Origin of the sequence: Psychromicrobium silvestre (assembly GCF_013408295.1) — a bacterium.
Taxonomy (GTDB): Bacteria; Actinomycetota; Actinomycetes; order Actinomycetales; family Micrococcaceae; genus Renibacterium; species Renibacterium silvestre.
Map to the genome: position 1 here is coordinate 598527 of NZ_JACBYQ010000001.1, position 20093 is coordinate 618619.

At 59.4% G+C, this 20093-nt stretch carries 12 protein-coding genes; 10 read left to right on the top strand and 2 right to left on the bottom strand.

The features are described 5' to 3' along the window. The first annotated feature begins 10 nt into the window (after nt 1–10). The 3 genes from FHU41_RS02865 (at nt 11) to glpK (ending at nt 4172) form a co-directional block, all read left to right on the top strand. A complete protein-coding gene (locus FHU41_RS02865; protein ID WP_179388127.1) occupies nt 11–1768 on the top strand; it encodes a glycerol-3-phosphate dehydrogenase/oxidase in 1758 nt (585 codons plus the stop codon). 81 nt (nt 1769–1849) lie between these two features. After that, entirely contained in the window at nt 1850–2602 is a 753-nt protein-coding gene (locus tag FHU41_RS02870) for an MIP/aquaporin family protein (RefSeq protein ID WP_179388128.1), read from the top strand. A 55-nt stretch (nt 2603–2657) separates the two neighbouring features. Further along, a complete protein-coding gene (glpK, locus tag FHU41_RS02875) occupies nt 2658–4172 on the top strand; it encodes a glycerol kinase GlpK (RefSeq protein ID WP_179388129.1) in 1515 nt (504 codons plus the stop codon). A 101-nt stretch (nt 4173–4273) separates the two neighbouring features. Here glpK and FHU41_RS02880 read toward each other — a convergent pair whose 3' ends face one another. Beyond that, on the bottom strand, nt 4274–5218 hold the full coding sequence (locus FHU41_RS02880) for a hypothetical protein (protein ID WP_179388130.1): 945 nt from the start codon (nt 5216–5218) through the stop codon (nt 4274–4276). Nucleotides 5219–5409: 191 nt separating this feature from the next. Beyond that, nucleotides 5410–8865, bottom strand: coding sequence for a bifunctional proline dehydrogenase/L-glutamate gamma-semialdehyde dehydrogenase (locus FHU41_RS02885; RefSeq protein WP_179388131.1), 3456 nt, complete (start codon nt 8863–8865; stop codon nt 5410–5412). A gap of 336 nt (nt 8866–9201) precedes the next feature. Between FHU41_RS02885 and leuS the strand changes: the two genes are divergently transcribed. The 7 genes from leuS to FHU41_RS02920 all read left to right on the top strand — a co-directional run bounded on the left by leuS (nt 9202) and on the right by FHU41_RS02920 (nt 19948). Further along, nucleotides 9202–11709, top strand: a complete 2508-nt coding sequence (gene leuS, locus FHU41_RS02890; protein WP_179388132.1) for a leucine--tRNA ligase — start codon at nt 9202–9204, stop codon at nt 11707–11709. A gap of 29 nt (nt 11710–11738) precedes the next feature. Next, nucleotides 11739–12665, top strand: coding sequence for a DegV family protein (locus tag FHU41_RS02895; RefSeq protein WP_179388133.1), 927 nt, complete (start codon nt 11739–11741; stop codon nt 12663–12665). Nucleotides 12666–12756: 91 nt separating this feature from the next. Continuing rightward, nucleotides 12757–13530 (top strand): ComEA family DNA-binding protein, encoded by a 774-nt coding sequence (locus FHU41_RS02900; protein WP_179388134.1) that lies wholly within the window; start codon nt 12757–12759, stop codon nt 13528–13530. Nucleotides 13531–13860: 330 nt separating this feature from the next. Beyond that, nucleotides 13861–15384, top strand: coding sequence for a ComEC/Rec2 family competence protein (locus FHU41_RS15025; protein WP_179388135.1), 1524 nt, complete (start codon nt 13861–13863; stop codon nt 15382–15384). A 70-nt stretch (nt 15385–15454) separates the two neighbouring features. Beyond that, the gene (holA, locus tag FHU41_RS02910; protein ID WP_343046230.1) at nt 15455–16465 is read left to right on the top strand and encodes a DNA polymerase III subunit delta; all 1011 of its coding nucleotides are present in this window, start codon (nt 15455–15457) and stop codon (nt 16463–16465) included. 281 nt (nt 16466–16746) lie between these two features. Next, nucleotides 16747–19311, top strand: a complete 2565-nt coding sequence (locus FHU41_RS15365; RefSeq protein WP_179388136.1) for a DUF7507 domain-containing protein — start codon at nt 16747–16749, stop codon at nt 19309–19311. A gap of 121 nt (nt 19312–19432) precedes the next feature. Beyond that, nucleotides 19433–19948 carry an SDR family NAD(P)-dependent oxidoreductase gene (locus FHU41_RS02920; protein WP_179388137.1) on the top strand — a complete coding sequence of 172 codons (516 nt, stop codon included), beginning with the start codon at nt 19433–19435 and terminating at the stop codon, nt 19946–19948. Nucleotides 19949–20093 lie beyond the last annotated feature (145 nt).

The following is a 20093-nucleotide window of genomic DNA, read 5'->3' on the forward strand; positions in this document are numbered from 1 at the left end:
AGAATGAAGTATGAATCAGCAAGAACCCGCCACCGTCCCTGCCAGCATCGAACGGAGCACCGTGAGTGCGCTCCGCGAACGACCGCGCGCGCAGGTGCTCATCATCGGCGGTGGGATCAATGGCGTCGGCACCTTCCGCGACCTGGCCTTACAGGGAGTCGATGTGGTGCTGGTGGAGCGCGGTGACTATTGTCAAGGTGCCTCCGGAGCTTCTTCACATATGATCCATGGCGGCATTCGTTACCTGGAGAACGGCGAATTCCGGTTGGTGAAGGAGTCTGTTCAGGAACGTAACGGGCTACTGAAAATCGCACCGCACTATGTCAAGCCGCTGCAGACCACGATCCCGATTTTTTCCACAGTTTCCGGCGTGCTCAACGCCCCTTTGCGTTTCCTCACTCACAAACAGCAAGGCAAGCCCAAGGAACGCGGCGCCTTCCTGATCAAGCTCGGTTTGAGCCTGTACGACTCCTTCTCTCGGGATGGCGGCAGCGTGCCGCGTCACCAGTTCGCTGGTCGGAAGAAGGCATTACAGACCCTTCCGCTGCTCAACCAGGACATTAAATACGCGGCTACCTACTTTGATGCCTCGGTGCATAATCCCGAACGGCTCACCCTGGACGTTTTGCGCGACGGTGAGCAGGCAGGACGGAGCGCGGATACCTCGCGTGCTCGAGCCAGCAACTACCTGGCGGTCACTAGGATCGCTGAGGACGGCGTCGAACTGACGGATCAGCTCACTGGCGAATCCTTCAGCTTCACTCCGGAACTCATTGTGAACACCACAGGTGCCTGGGTTGATCAGACTAATGCGGCAATGGGGGAGGCCACTTCCTTTATGGGCGGCACCAAGGGCTCACATATTGTCTTGGATCACCCTGAATTGCTGGCTGCTTGCGCTGGCCGTGAAATTTTCTTTGAGCACACTGACGGCCGGATCGTGCTGATCTACCCGATGGGTGACCGGGTCTTGGTGGGCACCACCGATGTGGATGCCGATATGCGCAAGGACGCGGTCTGCACGGAAGAGGAGATCGATTACTTCTTCGATCTGGTCAAGCATGTTTTCCCGACCATTGAGGTGAACCGGAGTCAGATTGTCTACTCCTTTGCCGGGGTACGGCCACTGCCGAAACACGATGCAACTCAGCCCGGTTTCGTTTCCCGGGACTATCGGATCGAACGCGCCGACCGGCAAGTTGGCGATCGGAAGATTCCAGTGCTGAGCCTGGTTGGTGGAAAGTGGACGACTTTCCGTGCCCTTAGCGAGCATATGAGCAACGACGTTCTGGAATTGCTCGGTAAGGAACGCAAAGTTTCGACGGCGGGGCTCGCCATTGGCGGCGGAGTTGGCTTCCCGAAGGACGAAAAAGCGGTGGAGAGCTGGATCTTGCAGCACACCGGTCCGCAGGTGGATGCGCAGCGCGCGGCCGTGTTACTGACCCGTTATGGTTCTCGGGCCGAACAGGTCATCGAATACCTTGAGGCCGGTACCGACAAGGTACTAGATTCGACTTATGAGCTGAGCATTCGCGAAGTGGCTTATATTGCAGCCCACGAACAGCTTGGTCATTTGGTTGATGTGCTAATTCGGCGTACCTCGCTCGCTTTCCGCGGCCTGGTCACGGGGGAACTGTTGACCGAATTGGCTGAAGCCTTGCGTGGACCGCTGAACTGGAGCGATGAGCGTGTGCAGTTCGAGCTCAGGCACGCTGAAATTGTCCTGGACCGTTTTCATCGGGTACAGGTACAGAACTTGGTGGTCTGAAGGGCCATGGGGACCTAAGCACCAAGAACGCCGGGTTTCACTCGAAGTCGGCGCAAGATACGTATTGAGGAGTCAAAGACGATGAATCTATTGGAGATATTCCTCTCCGAGCTACTCGGCACCGCCACCCTGATCCTGTTGGGAACCGGCGTGGTGGCGAACGTAGCGTTGAAGGGAACCAAGGGCAACGCCGGCGGTTTCTTGATGGTTAACTTCGGTTGGGGTCTCGGTGTTTTTGCAGGCGTCTATGTAGCGGCTAAATCTGGCGCACACTTGAACCCGGCAGTCACCATAGGCGTTGCGATCAACGACCTAATGCAGGGTAAGCACGAATTTGTACCCGGCGTGGACATCAATCTAGGCACCATTGGGCTCTACATCCTGGCTCAGTTGCTTGGCGCCATTATCGGCGCCGTGGTCTGCTGGCTGGCCTACAAGCAGCACTTCGATGCCGAGCCCGAGGCTGCTAATAAGCTGGGCGTGTTCTCCACCGGTCCGGCAATCCGGAACACCGGCTGGAACCTGGTCACCGAGATTGTTGCAACCTTCGTTCTGGTGTTCGTGGTTATCCTGTTCGCCGGTTCTCCCAGTGGCCTGGGGCCGCTCGCCGTCGCCTTGCTGGTGGTCGGCATTGGCGCCTCCCTTGGTGGTCCTACCGGCTACGCAATCAACCCGGCGCGTGACCTTGGCCCGCGTATTGCACACGCCTTCCTGCCGATCAAGGGCAAGGGTTCCAGCGACTGGAACTATTCCTGGATCCCGGTAGTTGGTCCGATCATTGGCGGCGTGCTGGCAGCTGTCGTCGCTCCGGCTGTCGCAGTCTTGGCCAAGTAATACAGCAGGTAGTTAGACACTCGCAATCTTAAGAGGCAACGACAAAGGAGTTCTTATGCCGCAGTATGTAATAGCTATTGATCAAGGCACCACCTCGAGCAGGGCCATAGTTTTCGATCACGATGGCAATATCGTCTCCACCGGTCAGAAGGAGCACGAGCAGATCTTCCCGAAAGCGGGCTGGGTGGAGCATAACGCCACCGAGATCTGGGACAACACCCGCGAGGTGATTGGCCAAGCGCTCTCCAAGGCGAACCTGACCCGGCATGACATTGCCGCCGTCGGAATTACCAATCAGCGCGAAACCGCTGTGGTCTGGGATAAGAACACCGGCGAGCCGGTGTACAACGCAATTGTCTGGCAGGACACCCGGACGCAGGACATCGTTGATCAGCTAGCCGCTGATGGCGGGGTTGACCGTTTCAAGTCCACCGTGGGCCTGCCCTTGGCCACCTACTTCTCCGGTACCAAGATCAAGTGGATCCTGGACAATGTTGAAGGTGCCAGAGAGCGGGCCGAGGCGGGGGATTTGATCTTCGGTAACACCGATTCTTGGGTCACCTGGAACCTGACCGGTGGCCCGGATGGTGGTGTGCACATCACCGATGTCACCAATGCCTCCCGGACCATGTTCATGGACTTAGAGACGCTTTCCTGGGATCAGTCGATTCTGGATGCTTTCGGTGTCCCGGCTTCGATGTTGCCCACGATTAAGTCCTCTTCTGAGGTCTACGGCACCGTACACACCTCGCAGTTGCTGCGGGAGGTGCCGGTGGCTGGCATCCTGGGTGATCAGCAGGCCGCTACCTTCGGCCAGGCGGCGTTCAATAGTGGCGAAGCCAAGAACACCTACGGTACGGGTTGCTTCTTGATCTTCAACACGGGCGAGGAAATCGTTCGCTCCAAGAATGGTCTGCTCACCACGGTTGGCTATAAGCTCGGTGATGCTCCGACGCACTACGCCCTGGAGGGTTCAATTGCGGTGGCCGGCTCACTCATTCAGTGGCTGCGTGACAACCTCAACATGATCGGATCTGCTCCCGAGGTGGAGACCTTGGCCGCTTCCGTTGAAGATAATGGCGGGGTTTACATTGTGCCGGCATTTTCCGGTCTGTTCGCGCCCTACTGGCGTTCAGATGCCCGCGGTGCGATCGTCGGTCTGACCCGTTTCGTCAACAAGGGTCATATTGCTCGTGCTGCCTTGGAGGCTACGGCGTTCCAGACCCGTGAGGTGCTGGATGCGGTCAATGCCGATTCCGGTGTTCCGCTCACCGAGTTGAAGGTCGACGGCGGTATGGTCGCCAATGAGGCGCTCATGCAGTTCCAGGCGGATATCCTGGGCGTGCCGGTGATCCGGCCGAAGGTCACCGAAACCACCGCGCTGGGTGCTGCCTATGCGGCAGGCCTTGCGGTGGGCTTCTGGAATGGCCTGGGTGAGCTGTCCTCCAACTGGGCAGAGGATAAGCGCTGGGAGCCGCAGCTAGATGTGGCCGAGCGTGATCGTCAGCTCCGACTTTGGAAGAAGGCAGTTACCAAGTCGATGGACTGGGTCGACGAGGACGTCAAGTAAGTAACCTACGCAACATCCGCGCGTGAGTTCGCTTCTGCCTCTCGGATTCGCCTGTTTTTACGGGCGAATCCGAGACCGGGAAGCGAACTCACGCGCTGCTTTTAAGGGACGCTGCGCTTTAGGGCGCTGATCACTCGCCTGCGTAGTGCGGCTGGGCGTTCCAGGTCCGCCCATTCGACGCGGATTATTCGCCAGCCCTCCGCAACCAAAGCCTTCTCTCGGCGTCGCTCCTGGAACACCACTTCGGAGCTAGCGCCGTAGTCAAAGTATTTGCTCCGGCCGTCGAATTCCAGCAGGAGCCGTGCCTCGGACCAGCCGAGGTCGGCCCTGAAGAGCCCTGCCGTGGTCGCAAGCTCTAGCTGAGATGTCGGAGCCAGGTCCGAAACAATCAACCGAAGGCGAGACTCTCCAACAGATTCCGAGCGGCCATCTATCGCCCCCAGCACAAGCCTTGCTCGCCGCACCCCACGGCTTCCCGGGGTAGCAGCGAGTAGCCGCCGCATGTAGGTCAAATCTGCGCCTTTTTGTAGAGCATGATCGCCCAGCACCACAGCTTGTTCAAACCCCAGGAGCCGGGCACAGTCGGTGGCCGTTCGCTCCAGACTGGTTACCCGGAACTCTTGTCCGAGCTCATTTTGTACCAAGCATTCTTGCCGTCCCGGTATCGAATAGCGGTGCACCGTAACGTCATCCCCGAAACTACCTCGCGACCAGCGGTAGGGGATATTAAGGTGGATTCGCTCACCCAGGCCCCAGGTTCGAAGCCCATGCAGACGAGCCGCGCTTTGATGGGTGTAGAGGTGAACACCGCCGCTCACTAGATGGTGCGCCTCAAGTTGCCACTGCGCTCGGTGCCAGGGCTCGGATCCTTCCCAGCGTTCGCGGAGGAGGTAGCCGCCTTTGCGGATCTTCAAGACGATACCGGCCGCAAGACAGTCCTGGAGCAGGAGATGATTGATCCCAGCGAGTTCGAGACTCAATCGGGTCTGGACAATGCCCTCGGGCCATCGTGCGCCGAGACGTTGCTGGAGTTTTAGCCTATCCATCCCAGTAGACTGCCGATCAAATCTGGGTTCCGCTACCCCGGCATACCCCAATGTGGAAAACTCCGCAGCCCATTATGCGCGAGTTCGCGGGTAACTCTCGGGTTCGCCCGTAAAGACAGGCGAACCCGAGAAGCGGAAGCGAACTCGCGCGCTGGTCGCTGCTGGTCGGTGCTGGTCGCGCAGCGCGCTGCTTAGAGGACGGCGTGCGAGATGTTGTCGGGGTTGCCGAAACGGTGTGCCGTGATCGTGACAGCTTGCTCGTGTAGGAACGGCAGCAGTTCGATCCGTCCGGCTTCGGTGACCGAACCAGCATAGATCGCCAGATCGGGGCTACCCTGGCTGGCCGCCAGCAGGGCGCGCTCGGCGCTGCGCTCGGTGTCACCCACCAGCCGGACGCGGATGGGGCCACGGGCGGTCACCCGGGCTGCCCAATCGGCCTCGGACTCAAGCAGGAGACTTACTCCAAGCTGGGTGAGGGCATTCCGCAGTGGGCTCGTCGGCTGCTCAGCCACAGACACCGTTACCGAGGAACCGCTAAGGTAACCTGCCGCCGTCGTACGCAATAATTCGGCAGCAGAACCAGCCACCAAACGGACCTCAACCGGCACCGGCAGGTAGCGGAAAACATTCCGCTCCACCCCGAGCGCGGAGACATCCTTGGCCACACCGAATTCTGCTTCCCACTGGCGCTGATCATCGGCGACGGAGCGCTGCAGATAGGCAAGCTGCTCGGCCGGAAGGTCGGCGGCAACGGCCTTAAGAGCTTGCTCGACGGCGGGACGCAGCTTGAGCGGGACACTCGCCTCCGGCAGTTCCCGAGATTCCCAGGAGCCCAGATGTACCAAGTAATTCGGCCCGCCAGCCTTGGCTCCTGCACCCACAGAGGAGCGCTTCCACCCGCCAAAGGGCTGGCGCTGCACGATGGCGCCGGTGATGCCGCGGTTCACATAAAGGTTCCCAGCCTGCACCTTATCCAGCCAGAGCGCCAGCTCTTCGGCATCCATGGTGTGCAATCCGGCTGTCAAGCCGTAAGCCGAGGCGTTCTGCAGCTCAATGGCTTCTTCCAGGGTTTTAGCGGTCATCACGCCCAGCACGGGTCCGAAGAACTCGGTCAGGTGGTAGTAGCTGTTCGGCCGCACGCCGGTGCGAACACCGGGGGAGTAGAGCCTGCCCTCGGTATCGAGCTTGCGCGGGGCGACCAACCAGGATTCCCCTTCGCCCAGGGTTGTCAACGCGGTCTTGAGCTTTCCGGCTGCGGGTTCAATGATCGGTCCTATCTCGGTTTCGGGGTCCTCGGGGAAACCAACCTTGAGTGAGGACACCGCATCCACCAGTTGGTTCCGGAAGCGATCGGAATCCGCCACCGAGCCAACCAGGATTACCAGCGAGGCGGCCGAACACTTCTGACCGGCGTGGCCGAAGGCGGAGCGCACCACATCCTTAGCTGCAACATCCAGATCTGCACTAGGAGTGACGATAATCGCGTTCTTGCCGCTGGTTTCGGCCAGCAGGGGCAAGTCTGAACGCCAGGAGCGGAACAGCTTCGCCGTCTCGTAGGCTCCGGTCAGAATTACCCGATCCACAGCCGGATGGGAGATCAGGTGCTGACCAATCGGCCCCTCAGCCACATCAGCAAAAATCAGCACGTCCTTGGAGATCCCTGCCGCCCAGAGCGCCTCCACCACAACGGCGGCGCAACGCTTGGCCTGGGGAGCGGGCTTGACGATCACCGAGCTACCCGCGGCGAGCGGGGCCAAGATGGAGCCTGCCGTAATAGCGATCGGGAAATTCCACGGTGGCGTGACCACGGTCAGCTTGGAGGGCACGAAAGTCGCCCCCTGCACCTGGTCCAGCTTCGCGGCACTCATCCCGTAGTAATTGGCGAAGTCGACGGCTTCGCTGATCTCAACATCGCCTTCGGCGAGCGTCTTGCCGGTTTCGCTGGCGGCAACCTCGATCAGCTCACCACGACGGCGGGAAAGTTCGACGGCGGCCTTCCGCAGCAAAGCGGCACGACCCGCACCGCCAAGCGCGGCCCACTCCGGCTGCGCGGTCAGGGCGCGCTCGATCAAAACCTCGACGGCTTCGGTGCTATCAAAGACGGAAGCCTCGACCAGGTCCATGCCCAGCCGCGATTGGGGAACCTTGGAGAGCACTTCGCGGCCCCAAGCCCGCACCACTGGCAGCGATGAATCGGAGTCGTCAGCGTTGTTAAAGCCGTTTTCGGGCTGCTCCGGGGCGCGGTCCGTCTGCTGTTTCCGGTTAGCTTCCGGAACCACTGTGTCCAGAGCCGCCAGCGAATCCAGGAATCGCTGCGTCTCGCGCTGCAGGAGTTGCGGATTCGAGGTCAGTTCGAAGACCGCGGACATAAAGTTCTCCTGGCTGGCATTCTCCTCCAGCCGACGGATCAGGTAGCTGATGGCCACATCGAACTGCTGCGGCTTAACCACGGGTGTGTAGAGCAGCAGTGAGCCGACATCCTGCCGCACCGCATCCGCCTGGTCTTCGGCCATGCCGAGCAGCATTTCGAACTCGACCTTCTCGGAGACGCCACGACGATCAGCCAGCAGGTGAGCGAAGGCAATATCGAAGAGATTGTGCCCGGCCACACCAAGCCGCACAGCATCGGTATTTTCCTTTTGCAGAGCCCAGTCCAGGCAGCGCTTGTAGTTGGTATCGGCGTCCTGCTTGGAGGCGACGGTGGCCAACTCCCAACCGTGTAGGGCGGCATCCACCTTCTCCATGGCCAGGTTCGCGCCCTTGACCAGACGGACCTTGATGCCGGCGCCACCGGCGGCGCGACGTACTTGCGCCCAGCCGGTGAGGTCCTGCAAAGCTCCCAGGGCGTCAGGCAAATAGGCCTGCAAGACAATCCCTGCTTCTAGCTTTTCCAGCTCAGGACGATCCAAGATTCGCTTGAAGACCGCGACCGTAAGGTCCAGATCGTGATACTCCTCCATATCCAGGTTAATGAACTTCGGCTCCGCCGAGGAAGCGGCCATTAGATAGAGCGGGACCAACCGATCGGTGATCTTCTGCACGCTCTCTTCAAAGGCCCACATGTTCAGTTGGGAAACCACAGAGGAGACCTTGATCGAAACATAGTCGACGTCGGGGCGCGCCAATAGCTCTTTCGTTCCGGCTAGACGGGCGTCGGCTTCCTTATCGCCCAATACTGCTTCACCGAGCAGGTTAATATTTAGCCTGGTGTGATCCTTCTTCAGCTTGGCAATTGAGGTTCCCAGCTGGCGGGGGCGGGCATCGACAATCAAGTGCGCCACCATTTGGCGCAGAATTGTTCTGGCTACCGGCACCACGGCCCAAGGCAATATGGGGGCAGCCAGCCCACCCAATCGGACGCCAGCTTTCATGAACCAGGGCAGGAAGGTAGGGGTGTTCTTGGCTAATAGGGTGAGGTTGCGGGCCGCGACTCCGAGATCTTCGGGACGGACCACTCGGTCCACGAAACCAATCGTGAAGTCCAAGCCGTTCTGGTCCTTGAGCACCTCGGCCAGCAACGCTGCCGAACTCGAAGCCTTTTTCGCGGAACTGGATACCGGAGCATCCAACCATTTCTGAACCAAGGCAATAACGTCGTTGGCCAGATCGGCGGGGCGGGGATTGATGGGAGCAAACATTTGAGGCATGTGACGAAGACCTATCAAATGACGGGCCAGCCGGATAACTATTGACGGGTGGCCGATCGGCCGTGGGAGCACTCCTCCTCGGCACGAATGCGCTCGGCATTCATAATTAGGATATCCCTCTCGCGCGGCCGCAGGCGAACATACGCTAATGTTGAATCATGCACTCTTCCTGCACACACAGCGGCTTGATTAGCAACGTGCTTATTTAGCCGTACAGCGCTAGCTGTACGGTATGCCCCGAAAGGCCGTTTGCCCGGCCCGAGGGGCTTTTGTGTGTCCAGTCGTAGTTAGCAATACCAGGTAATACCGAAGAATTCAGTATGGGAAGGCGAGGCAGTGAGCCAGCAGACAGTGGGCCAGCAGAGCAGCGAGCAGCGGAGCTACGACGTCGCAGCCATTGAGTCGAAGTGGTTGCCGCGCTGGGAGGAAGCCAAGCTCTTTGTTCCGCTCGACGACGGCAGCAAGGAACGCCGTTACGTGCTGGACATGTTCCCCTATCCCTCGGGTGACCTGCACATGGGTCATGCCGAGGCGTTCGCTATGGGAGACGTCGTCGCACGCTATCTGAAGCTGAAAGGCTTCGACGTGCTGCACCCCATTGGCTGGGACTCCTTCGGCCTGCCCGCCGAGAACGCTGCGATTAAGCGCAATGCTCACCCCTCGGAGTGGACTTATGCCAATATCGACACCCAGGCGGCCTCCTTCAAGCGCTATGGCATCGCGGTGGATTGGTCTCGGGAACTTCATACTTCAGACCCCGAGTACTACCGCTGGACCCAGTGGCTTTTCCTGCGCTTCTACCAGCGCGGGCTGGCCTATCGGAAGAATTCTCCGGTCAATTGGTGCCCCAAGGATCAGACGGTGTTGGCCAATGAGCAGGTAGTGAACGGCGCTTGCGAGCGCTGCGGCACCCTGGTAACTAAGAAGAATCTGAATCAGTGGTACTACAAGATCACCGATTACGCGGACCGCTTGCTGGACGATATGGAGCCGCTCAAGGGTCACTGGCCGGAGCGAGTACTGGCCATGCAGCGGAACTGGATTGGCCGCTCTGAGGGTGCTCACGTAGATTTCGAAATCAAGGACCTGGCACAGAAGGTCACGGTTTTCAGCACCAGGCCAGACACCCTGGCCGGCGCCACTTTCTTCGTGGTAGCTGCGGACTCCGCGCTAGCATCCGAGCTGGTCACCGATCAGCATCGGGCCGATCTGGAGGCTTATCAGGAGGACGTTAAGAAGCTTTCCGAAATCGAGCGACAGGCCACCGAGCGGGAGAAAACCGGGGTGTTCCTGGGCCGTTACGCAATCAATCCGCTTACCGGTACGGAGTTGCCTGTCTGGGCCGCCGATTATGTGCTGGCGGACTACGGTACCGGTGCGGTGATGGCTGTTCCGGCTCATGATCAGCGGGATCTAGATTTTGCCCGAGCCTTCGGCCTGCCTGTTCAGGTGGTGGTGGAAACGGGGCAGGAGGATCCTGCGATTTCCGGTATTGCCACCACCGGCGATGGCAAAATGATTAACTCCGGTTCTCTGGACGGGCTGAGTAAGGCCGAAGCCATTCCGGCTGCTATTGAACTGCTGGAGGCCGCCAAGACCGGTCAGAAGACTGTTAACTATCGGCTGCGTGATTGGCTGCTCAGCCGGCAGCGTTTCTGGGGCGCACCCATCCCGATCATCCACTGCGCGGACTGCGGTGAAGTGCCGGTTCCTGATGATCAGTTGCCGGTACGTCTACCGGATAATCTTCGTGGCGAAGACCTGTCACCCAAGGGGACTTCTCCGTTAGCAGCAGTTCAGGATTGGGTGAATGTTTCCTGCCCGAAGTGTGCTGGCCCCGCCCTGCGCGATACCGACACGATGGATACCTTCGTCGATTCCTCCTGGTATTTCTTGCGTTTCGTTTCGCCGCACGATGAGCAGTTGCCCTTTGACCCGGAGGCAGTCGCTCGCTGGATGCCGGTGGGTCAGTACGTAGGCGGTGTGGAGCACGCCATCCTGCACCTGCTGTACAGCAGGTTCTTCATGAAGGTGCTCTTTGACTTGGGCATGGTTAGCATGCAGGAACCCTTTGCCGCGCTGCTGAACCAAGGTCAGGTCATCAACGGCGGCAAGGCAATGAGTAAATCGCTCGGCAACGGCATTGACTTGTCCGAACAGCTGGATCGATTCGGCGTGGACGCGGTGCGCATCGCCATGGTGTTTGCCTCCCCGCCGGAGGACGATGTGGACTGGGCTGACGTTTCCCCGGCCGGTTCAGCGAAGTTCCTGGCCCGAGCTTGGCGGCTAGCCCAGGATGTGGCTGCGGCGGCGGACGACGGCGGTGTGAACGCCGACGGTGGGCGTGAAGGGGACGCCGCGTTGCGGGCAGCGACGCACCGAACCGTGGCCGAGGCAGCGGAACTGCTGGATGCCCATAAATTCAATGTCGTCATCGCCAAGATCATGGAATTGGTCAACACCACCCGAAAAGCCATCGACTCGGGTGCCGGTGCTGCCGATCCAGCCGTGCGTGAGGCCGTCGAAGCGGTTGCTATATTGCTGAGTTTGTTCGCGCCCTATACCGCGGACGATATGTGGGAGCAGCTCGGTCATCATGATTTCGTAGCCCGTGCAGAGTGGCCGAAGGTGGACCAGTCGTTGCTGGTGCTATCTACGGTGACAGCGGTGGTCCAAGTCCAAGGTAAGGTTCGCGACCGTTTGGAAGTGCCTGCCGATGTCACGGAGGAAGCCCTGCGAGAATTGGCTCTGGCTTCGGAAAACGTGCAGAAGTTCTTGGACGGCCGCCAGATTAGAACGGTGATCGTTCGCGCGCCGAAACTGGTCAATATTGTCCCTGCCTAATTCTTCCTGCCTCATGGCTGGCTGCTGAGATGGACGAAACCACAGGAGCCTTCGCCTGGTTGCGCCGCAGGTTACATCGTCCGGTGGAGCAGGCTCGGCCTCTTTCGCCGAGGGTTGCCGTTGTGACGGATTCTGCCGCTGCGCTGCCCACCGAGTTGGTCTTCGATCGGCTCGTGGTGGTGCCGATGCCCGTTATGGTGGATGGACAGATTTTCGGTGAGGGGGATGAAGACCTCTCCGCCAAGCTGAGTCTGGCTCTGGCTGCGGGCAAGGAGGTGAAGACTTCCAGGCCCTCGCCGGGGCAGTTTGAGCGGGTCTATCAGTCGCTTGCCGATCGGGGCTTCGATTCGGTTCTCTCGCTGCACATCTCCGGGGAGTTATCGGGCACCGTGGAGGCAGCGCGGCTGGCCACTGACCGGGTGTCGATTCCGGTGCAGGTGCTAGATTCCAGGACCGTAGCGATGGCTCAGGGCTTTGGCGTATTGGCCGCGCTGCGCTCCTCGGCTGGTGGTGAGTCACTGGATTTGGTGGCGACGGCTGCACAACGAGCCCTCGATACCTCAACGGTGTTTTTCTACGTCCCCTCTTTGGAGCAATTGCGTCGCGGCGGACGAATCGGCGCGGCAGCTTCTTGGCTGGGCACGGTCTTGGCGATCAAACCCATCTTGAGTGTGTCCAATGGGCAAGTGGTACCGCTGGAACGAGTGCGTTCTTCGGCTAAGGCGATTGGACGATTGGACGAGTTAGTCGCGGCCGAACTCAGTAGGCGTGACCAGGCGAGCAGCGTTGCGGTGCATCATTTTGGCAACCGTTCCCAGGCCGAGGCGCTTTTGGGGCGGCTTGCTTTGCTGCCCACGCCTCCGGCAGAAGCCGTGCTGAGCGATCTACCCGCGGTATTGGCGGCACATGTAGGATTGGGAGTTTTGGCCGTGGTGATCTCAGCACGGGAGAGCTGACTCTTCCTCCACAATAGGAATCTCAGGTAGTTTCCTCACATTCGCGTTCCTGGCTCTTTCGCGCTCCAGGCAAGCTACCTAATCTCGGGATATGGCAAGCCACAGTAAACACTCCAAGCTGAGCCCCAGACTCACCGAGTTATTCCCCGAGGCCACGGAATCAGATCTACTGCGCGCTAACCAGCGGCGCAGTCCTCGCTGGCGGATAACGACGGCGGCGCTGCTGGCTGTGCTGTTAGTCGCTGGGGCGGGCGCACTACTCAGTTGGCTCAACGGCTCGGCGAGCCTGGCTCATGGTGCCTCAGGGCCGCCGAGCGAATCGGTTCCAATCGCGGTGCCTGCGGCAAACTCGGCTAGCCCGAGTAGCACCGGCAAGGCTTCGACCCCAAGCGGAGCTGTTGTCCAGGTGGTCGGGGCGGTGGCCAAGCCAGGGGTGTTGACCTTGCCTGTCGGTAGCAGAATCTTTCAGGCGATTTCGGCAGCGGGTGGAGCCCTGCCGAGCGCCGAATTGGCGGCGTTGAATCTGGCAGCCATAGTTCAGGATGGTCAACAGATTCGAGTGCCGACCCATCAGGAAGCTGCGGGCGGTAGCGGAGGGAGTCCAGACAGTGCTGGTTCGGGCAAGGGGAGTGCTCAGAACGGCTCAGCCAGCGGCTTGAGTACAGCCAAGGTGGCAGCGATCAATTTGAACACCGCCAGCGCAGAAGACCTTGCTAGCTTGCCCAGGGTTGGTCCCGTGCTGGCCCAGCGAATTGTCGATTGGCGAACAGAGCATGGTGCTTTCAACTCGGTTCAGGATCTCGATGCTGTCGACGGCATCGGGACGAAATTGCTGGAAAGTCTGAGTCCCTTGGTGGTGGTTTAACTGGGACGGCCAGCTTGGCTTTATTACCAGCGCAGCGCCACGGGCGGAAAGCTTGCATCCGAACTAGGCGCTGGCAAGGTTTCCGATGCCGAAGGTCCAGAACACGAAGGTTCAGAACATAAGAGTCTTGTCGAGAGGCGCCACCGTGTACGCCGTGGAGGGTGGCCACAGCTGAGGGGACTCCTCCACTGGCTACGTAATAGGAAGATCTCAGCGGCAGGAACCGCGCCAAAGCCATGGGACCTGCGCCTGCTTCCGGCGACTGCCGGAGTCTGGGTGGGGGCGGCTTCCGGAGTTCTTCTGCAGCAAAACATCGTCTGGACTCTCGAAGTGGTAATTTTTATCGCGCTGCTGCTGGTCCTCGGCTTGGGGTTCTTCGCACGGGCACGGAGTCTTCTTCGTCAACTGAGTCTCGGCGCAGCGATCACCCTCCTGACTTTAGTGCTGGCCGGCACGCTCTCGGCTGAGCGTATGCCCGCACCCTTAACCAACGCAGTTCAGGATCGAACAATCATTTCCGTGCAGCTCACTCTGGATAACGAGCCACGGACCTTGGCCGGGGAACCGGGCGGCGTGCTGATCCAGGGAACCCTCAGCGAAGCGACCGTGAAGGGGAATCGTCTCTCGATGTCGCTACCAATCTCGATCCATGCCGATGGACTCTGGGGTTCGGTGCAGCAAGGACAGCGAATCTCAACCATTGGAGTGCTGGGGTCCGCTGATCCGAGCAATCCTGGGAGAAATTCCTTTACTCCTCGAACAGGTCCCCGATTGCTCGCGGGCGTAACTGATTCTGGTCCCTTCGGCGGCCTAAGAAGGCTTCTAAGAATCTCGGTCCAAGAGCTTTGGAAGGATCGATGGCCGGAGGCTGCCGAGTTGCTGCCGGGCCTGGTAACCGGGGATCGCAGCGCGCAATCCGAGGAACTCAGCCAGTTGATGAAAACGGTAGGAATGACTCACGTTTCTGCGGTCAGCGGGATGAATTGCAGCATCGTAGTGCTGGCTATCATCCTGGCGGCCAGGAGCATTCGGATGCCTCGTGTCTTTGCGGCGCTCTGTGGTGCTCTCGGCTTGCTGTTCTTAATTGGGGTGGTGGGGCCGGATCCTAGTGTGCTTCGTGCCGCAGTGATGGGCACCCTCGGCACGCTCTCCTTACTGGGCGGCCGATCAAAGCACCCTTTGGCTTTGCTCCATACCGCGGTGATCGTTCTGCTACTCGCCAATCCGTGGCTAGCCATAAGCTTTGGTTTTATCTTGTCCGTATTGGCTACCGCCGGCTTGGTGGTCCTCGGGCCTGGTCTGAGATTCTTCTTCGAACGGTTTCTACCCGGCTGGGCAGCTACCTTAATCGCCATTCCGCTGGCCGCACAACTATGCTGCGCTCCCGTGATTGTCCTGCTCACACCACGATTAACGCCTTATGCCTTACCAGCAAATATTCTGGCTGCGCCGCTGGTTTCGCTAGGCACCCTACTTGGAACTTTGGCCTTGCCATTATTGCCACTGTTGCCCTGGCTTGCTACGCCTCTGCTCTGGCTGGCCGGGCTCTGCGCGGGAGGAGTCGTGGCCATCTGTCGTGTCCTCGCCGCGCTACCCGGTTCTTCGCTGCCCTGGCTAGAGGGAGCGCCCGGTGCGATTCTGCTCGGGCTGCTGTCTGCGGCCTTCCTAGGAGTATTCCTCGCAGCAGAGCACTGGTGGCGCAACCCCGAACGGTTCAAGGAGCGAGCTAGCCGTTGGCTACCGTTCCGGGTGCGCTGGGTCTTGCAGGGGACCGGCATGATCGCTGTTGCTTCGGTCGCTGGTTCAATGCTCGCGACTTGGCTGGCCCGCGCCTATTACCGAATGCCACCCTAAAACAATGGCTCGGCATGATGAGCCAATGATTGAACTTCCGATTGTCGGTGCCACATGGCAGGCTTGAGCTGTGCCCGCCGCTAAGACCTCCGCTAAAACCGCAGCCAATCTGGTGAGCTGGCGAGCCATTCCACCCGCCCCGATCATTCTTCTGCAAGGTCCTGAGGAGTATCTTGCCCATCGGGCGATGGAATCGGTGCGCGCCTCGATGCGCCGGGCTCATCCCGAGTTGGAACTCAACCACTTAGAGGCTTCGGGCTATAGCGGTGGCGAGCTTTTAATGGCATCGAGCCCTTCTCTCTTTGGAGAGTACAAGCTCATCGAGGTCCTTGGCCTAGCCAGCATGAGCGATGCCTTCCTCAGCGACGCCCTAGCCTATCTCGCTGCTCCTGAGGCCGACTGCGTCGTCGTGATGCAGCATGGCGGCGGAGTGCGAGGCAAAAAACTTCTGGATGCACTCAAAGCTGCTGGTTATCCGGTCGTCGAGTGTCAGCCCCTCAAAAAAGATGCTGAAAAAGCCGAGTTCGTTAAAGCCGAATTCAAGGATGCTCAGCGCCGCTTTGATGCTGATGCGGTCAGAGCCCTCGTCTCGGCGGTGGGCTCTCAGCTTTCCGAACTGGCCGCTGCCTGCCAACAACTCATCTCCGATGTGGACGGCCCGATCAGTGCGGAGCTGGTGGATAAATATTATGGCGGCAGGGTAGAAGCAACAGCTTTTAAGGTAGCCGATGCCGCTGTCGCTGGGAATGGTGCAGTGGCCTTGTCTAGCCTGCGGCACGCGCTGTCCACCGGCGTTGATCCGGTTCCGCTGGTGGCTTCTCTCGCCATGAAAATACGCGCAGTTGCCAAGGTTTATGGAGCGCGCGGAAGTTCGGCCGGGCTGGCTAAAGAACTGGGCATGGCCCCTTGGCAAGTCGATCAAGCTCGGCGCGAAGCCGAACGCTGGACCGAGGAAGGCTTAGTTGAGGCCCTGCAGGCATTGGCTCTAGCCGATGCTCAAGTTAAGGGAGCAGGTCGTGATCCTGTCTACGCCGTGGAGCGCGCCGTCGTGGTGATTGCGACCGCGGCTCGGGGTCGCTAACAAGGTTTGAAGATTATTCGCTGAGAGCGACATTTATCGTTCGATGCACTGAGTTCGCCCGGGCAGGATCGGGCCGCTCCGAATTATTGCTGCCGTGCTCCCTCCCCATCCCAAGAACTAAGACTCGTATACACTTGCGGGAAGGTTCTTATTTTGGGGAATAAGGTGCGGTGAAACTGCACAAAATTGGGGGATTTGTGTCTCTTTTGACGCGTAACGGGAGCGCGCGCTCTTCGGTAATTGGGCTTATGGCCGTCCTGGCCTTATTAGCTTCACTGCTTGTGATTGTTGTGTCCACGGCCCCGCCAGCTCAGGCGGTCGGTACGCCGCTATCGTGCGATGGCACCACCATCTACTCGGCGCAACGTGGCTCGACGGGGACTACCGCGAGTGACGGCGCCATTTACGGCCTCACCACTTCGGCAGTCGGGAGTGCCGCCGTCACCAATACCTTGATCACGACAATTCCCACCGGTGGTTTTGTCAACGCCATCGGGATTACCCAGGGCGGGACGGCGCTTTACGGTGTTAACCAGTCAACTCTGATTGCCGGGCAGACCATTGTGTACCGATACGACGCAGTGGGGCAGAGCTGGACCCAGTATGTCGGGACTGGCGGACCAGTTGGCGCAACTTATCAAACAGGTGCCGTCGATCCGGCTAACGGCATCTACTACTATGCCACTTATCTTTCCGGAACTGCCACGACTCCGGCCAGGGGATTGCTCTACGGCTTCAATACCAACACGAACCAGGCAATCCCAGGCGTCATCGCTACTTTTGCTTTACCGACGGGAGCCTCCGCGGCGGGTGTCAATGGAGATTTAGCATTCGACTCCACCGGGAATCTGTATCTGTTGACCTCGAATAGTTCGATTTCGGCAATTGGAGTGGTCAGCGGTCCCTTGCCTGTGACCGGGTCTGCGAGTGGGGCTCCACTAACGGATACGGTACTAACGACCTTCCCAGCCACAGCTTCTTACGTCGGAATCGCCTTCGATAATGCCGGAAACCTTTATACCGAATCCGGAGGCGTAGGCTCTTCGGCAATTACTAAGTTCAATCCGAATACGGGTGCTGTCGTTTCCGGGCCAACCCCCACTAGCACCGCTAACAATGCCCAGGCGTTGATGCAGACGGACCTAGCCGCCTGTTCGACCAATCCAACGCTGAGCGTTAGCAAGGATATAGTCGGTAGGTATTCCCCAAGTGATCAATTCACTATGTCTATCACCGGTGGCGGAATCAGCCAGGGAAACACTGCCACCACCACAGGATCAACCACGGGTTTGCAGCCGGAACCTGCTGTCGCTGGGCCGGTGATCGCGACCTCCGGTTCGACGTACACCATCGCCGAGATCGCGAGCTCGGGAAATTTGCTCAACTACGCAAGCACTTACTCCTGTGTCGACACAGCTAACGGAAATGCCCTCATTGCCAGTGGCACTGGGCAAAGTTTCACGCTCCAGTTTCCTGCCACCACCCGGGGAAAAGGCACTCCAAACATTGCCTGCAGGTTCACCAACACTCCACTTCTTAACTCTCTTACGCTCCAGAAATCTGTCGCAGAATCAACTCTGGTAGTCGGTCAGACGCTGCACTATTCTTTCTTGGTCACCAATACGGGCAATACGGTTCTGGCGCCGGTATCTGTCATTGAGGGGCCGTTCACTGGGACCGGGGCGATGCCGGCTGTCAGTTGCCCCGCGGGCGCAACGTCACTGGCTCCCGGTGCCTCGGTGACCTGCACGGCAAGCTACGTCGTCGAGCAAGCTGACGTTGACCGAGGAACCATCCACAATGCCGCCACCGCGCAGGGTGTTACCCCGGCCGGTGACCCTGTTGATTCGAACGAATCAACAGCCGACGTGCCTGAACTACCGGCAGCTTCGCTTACTTTCAAGAAGACTGTTGCTGAAACGAGTCTGGTTGCTGGCGAAACTTTGCATTACAGCTTCCTGGTAACCAATACCGGTAATGTCACTCTCGCCCCGGTTGCCGTCAATGAAGCTACCTTCACCGGGATTGGCTCGATGTCGGCTGTCAGTTGCCCTGCGGGCGCTACATCACTGGCTCCCGGTGCCTCGGTGACCTGCACGGCAAGCTACGTCGTCGAGCAAGCCGACGTCGACCGAGGAACCGTCGATAACTCCGCTACCGCTACCGGAACGCCTCCTACCGGCCCCGCGGTCACTACTCCACCGTCTAGCGCCGATGTGCCCGGAGTATCAACGCCCGCGCTCACCATCGCAAAGACCGCGAGTCCAACCATCATTACCGCAGTTGGACAAACAATCACCTACTCATTTCTGGTGACTAACACCGGAAATGTGACGTTGGCTCCCGTCCAGGTCAACGAAGGTGCGTTTTCTGGAACCCCGGCGAACCTCTCACCGGTTACTTGTCCGGCTGAGGCCGCGTCTCTGGCTCCTGGTGAGAACCTCACCTGCACTGCCACCTATAAGACGACGCAAGTCGACATCGACAATGGAAAGATCACCAATACCGCCACGGCCACAGGAACTCCTCCGAACAGCGGCACCCCAGTCGACTCACCACCCTCAACGGCCACCGTTACCGTGAATACTCCTCACGTTTCGCCGTCACCGACGCCCTCTGCTCCGGCTCAGAGCGCGAGTGTTCCGACTCAGGAAACGAGCGTTCCGACCCAGAGCACGAGTGTTCCGGCTCAGAGCACGAGCGACCTCCAACCTCAGTCGGTGCTCGCCAACACCGGTATCTCTTCTGCACCGATAGTCGAGGCCGGAATCGTCGCCCTTCTCCTCGGCCTCGTAATGCTGCAGCTAAGTCGCCGCCGCTCGAGCAAGACCCGACGCCGCACCTGATGCTCCTCCGGGCACTGCCCGGAGGAGAGGTTGGGTCAGCCGCTGAGGGGAATCGATCAATCTTTCGTCATGCGGCACAACGCTTCGCCTCGATTCAACGGGGAGGACTAGCCTAATAGATGTGAAGAGGCTGGCTGCGGTAACTGGCGCGAGTAGAGGATTGGGCAAGGCTCTTGTAGAGGAGTTCTCGGAGGCAGGTTGGGCCGTCATTGCTGTCTTCCGGTCACGACTCAGCCCGAAGTCTTGGAGGTCATCCGACTTCGTTGAGGTGGTGGTGCACGATGTTCGGTCCGAAGACATTACGGAGCTCTCTTCGGTCGTTGGGAAGCGTCCAGTTGACTTGCTCATCAATAATGCCGTCCAAGGCGCAAAGCATCATGATCTAGGATCCATCTCTTCGAGTGAGCTGATGAACGCGGTCGATGTCAATGTGGGAGGGCCGCTGCGCTTGGTGCAGGCGCTACTTCCGAACCTGTTGGCAGCATCGAATCCGCTCATTATCAACGTGAATTCGCGACTCGGATCCGTTTCTGCTCAGGCGAGGGGCGACTTTTCTGACCTCTCAACCAGCTACGCCTACAAGATATCCAAGGCTGCGCAAAACATGCTGACGATCTCTATGGCTCAGGACCTTTAGGGGCAGGTTAGAGCTTGGGCCGTTCACCCAGGAAAGCTGGCCACAGGTCTGGGACAGCCTGATGCGTCCAAGGACCCCGCCCTTGCGGCGCGCCAGCTACGGGAGTTGGTAGATGCCGGGGACTCGATCTCACCCCGTTTCTGCG

What these genes read in the sequence shown, in the direction of transcription:
- FHU41_RS02865 (WP_179388127.1), top strand. Translation starts at nt 11, where the DNA reads ATGAATCAGCAAGAACCCGCCACCGTCCCTGCCAGCATCGAACGGAGC.
- glpK (WP_179388129.1), top strand. Translation starts at nt 2,658, where the DNA reads ATGCCGCAGTATGTAATAGCTATTGATCAAGGCACCACCTCGAGCAGG.
- FHU41_RS02895 (WP_179388133.1), top strand. Translation starts at nt 11,739, where the DNA reads ATGGACGAAACCACAGGAGCCTTCGCCTGGTTGCGCCGCAGGTTACAT.
- FHU41_RS02870 (WP_179388128.1), top strand. Translation starts at nt 1,850, where the DNA reads ATGAATCTATTGGAGATATTCCTCTCCGAGCTACTCGGCACCGCCACC.
- FHU41_RS02885 (WP_179388131.1), bottom strand. Translation starts at nt 8,865, where the DNA reads ATGCCTCAAATGTTTGCTCCCATCAATCCCCGCCCCGCCGATCTGGCC.
- FHU41_RS02880 (WP_179388130.1), bottom strand. Translation starts at nt 5,218, where the DNA reads ATGGATAGGCTAAAACTCCAGCAACGTCTCGGCGCACGATGGCCCGAG.
- FHU41_RS02900 (WP_179388134.1), top strand. Translation starts at nt 12,757, where the DNA reads ATGGCAAGCCACAGTAAACACTCCAAGCTGAGCCCCAGACTCACCGAG.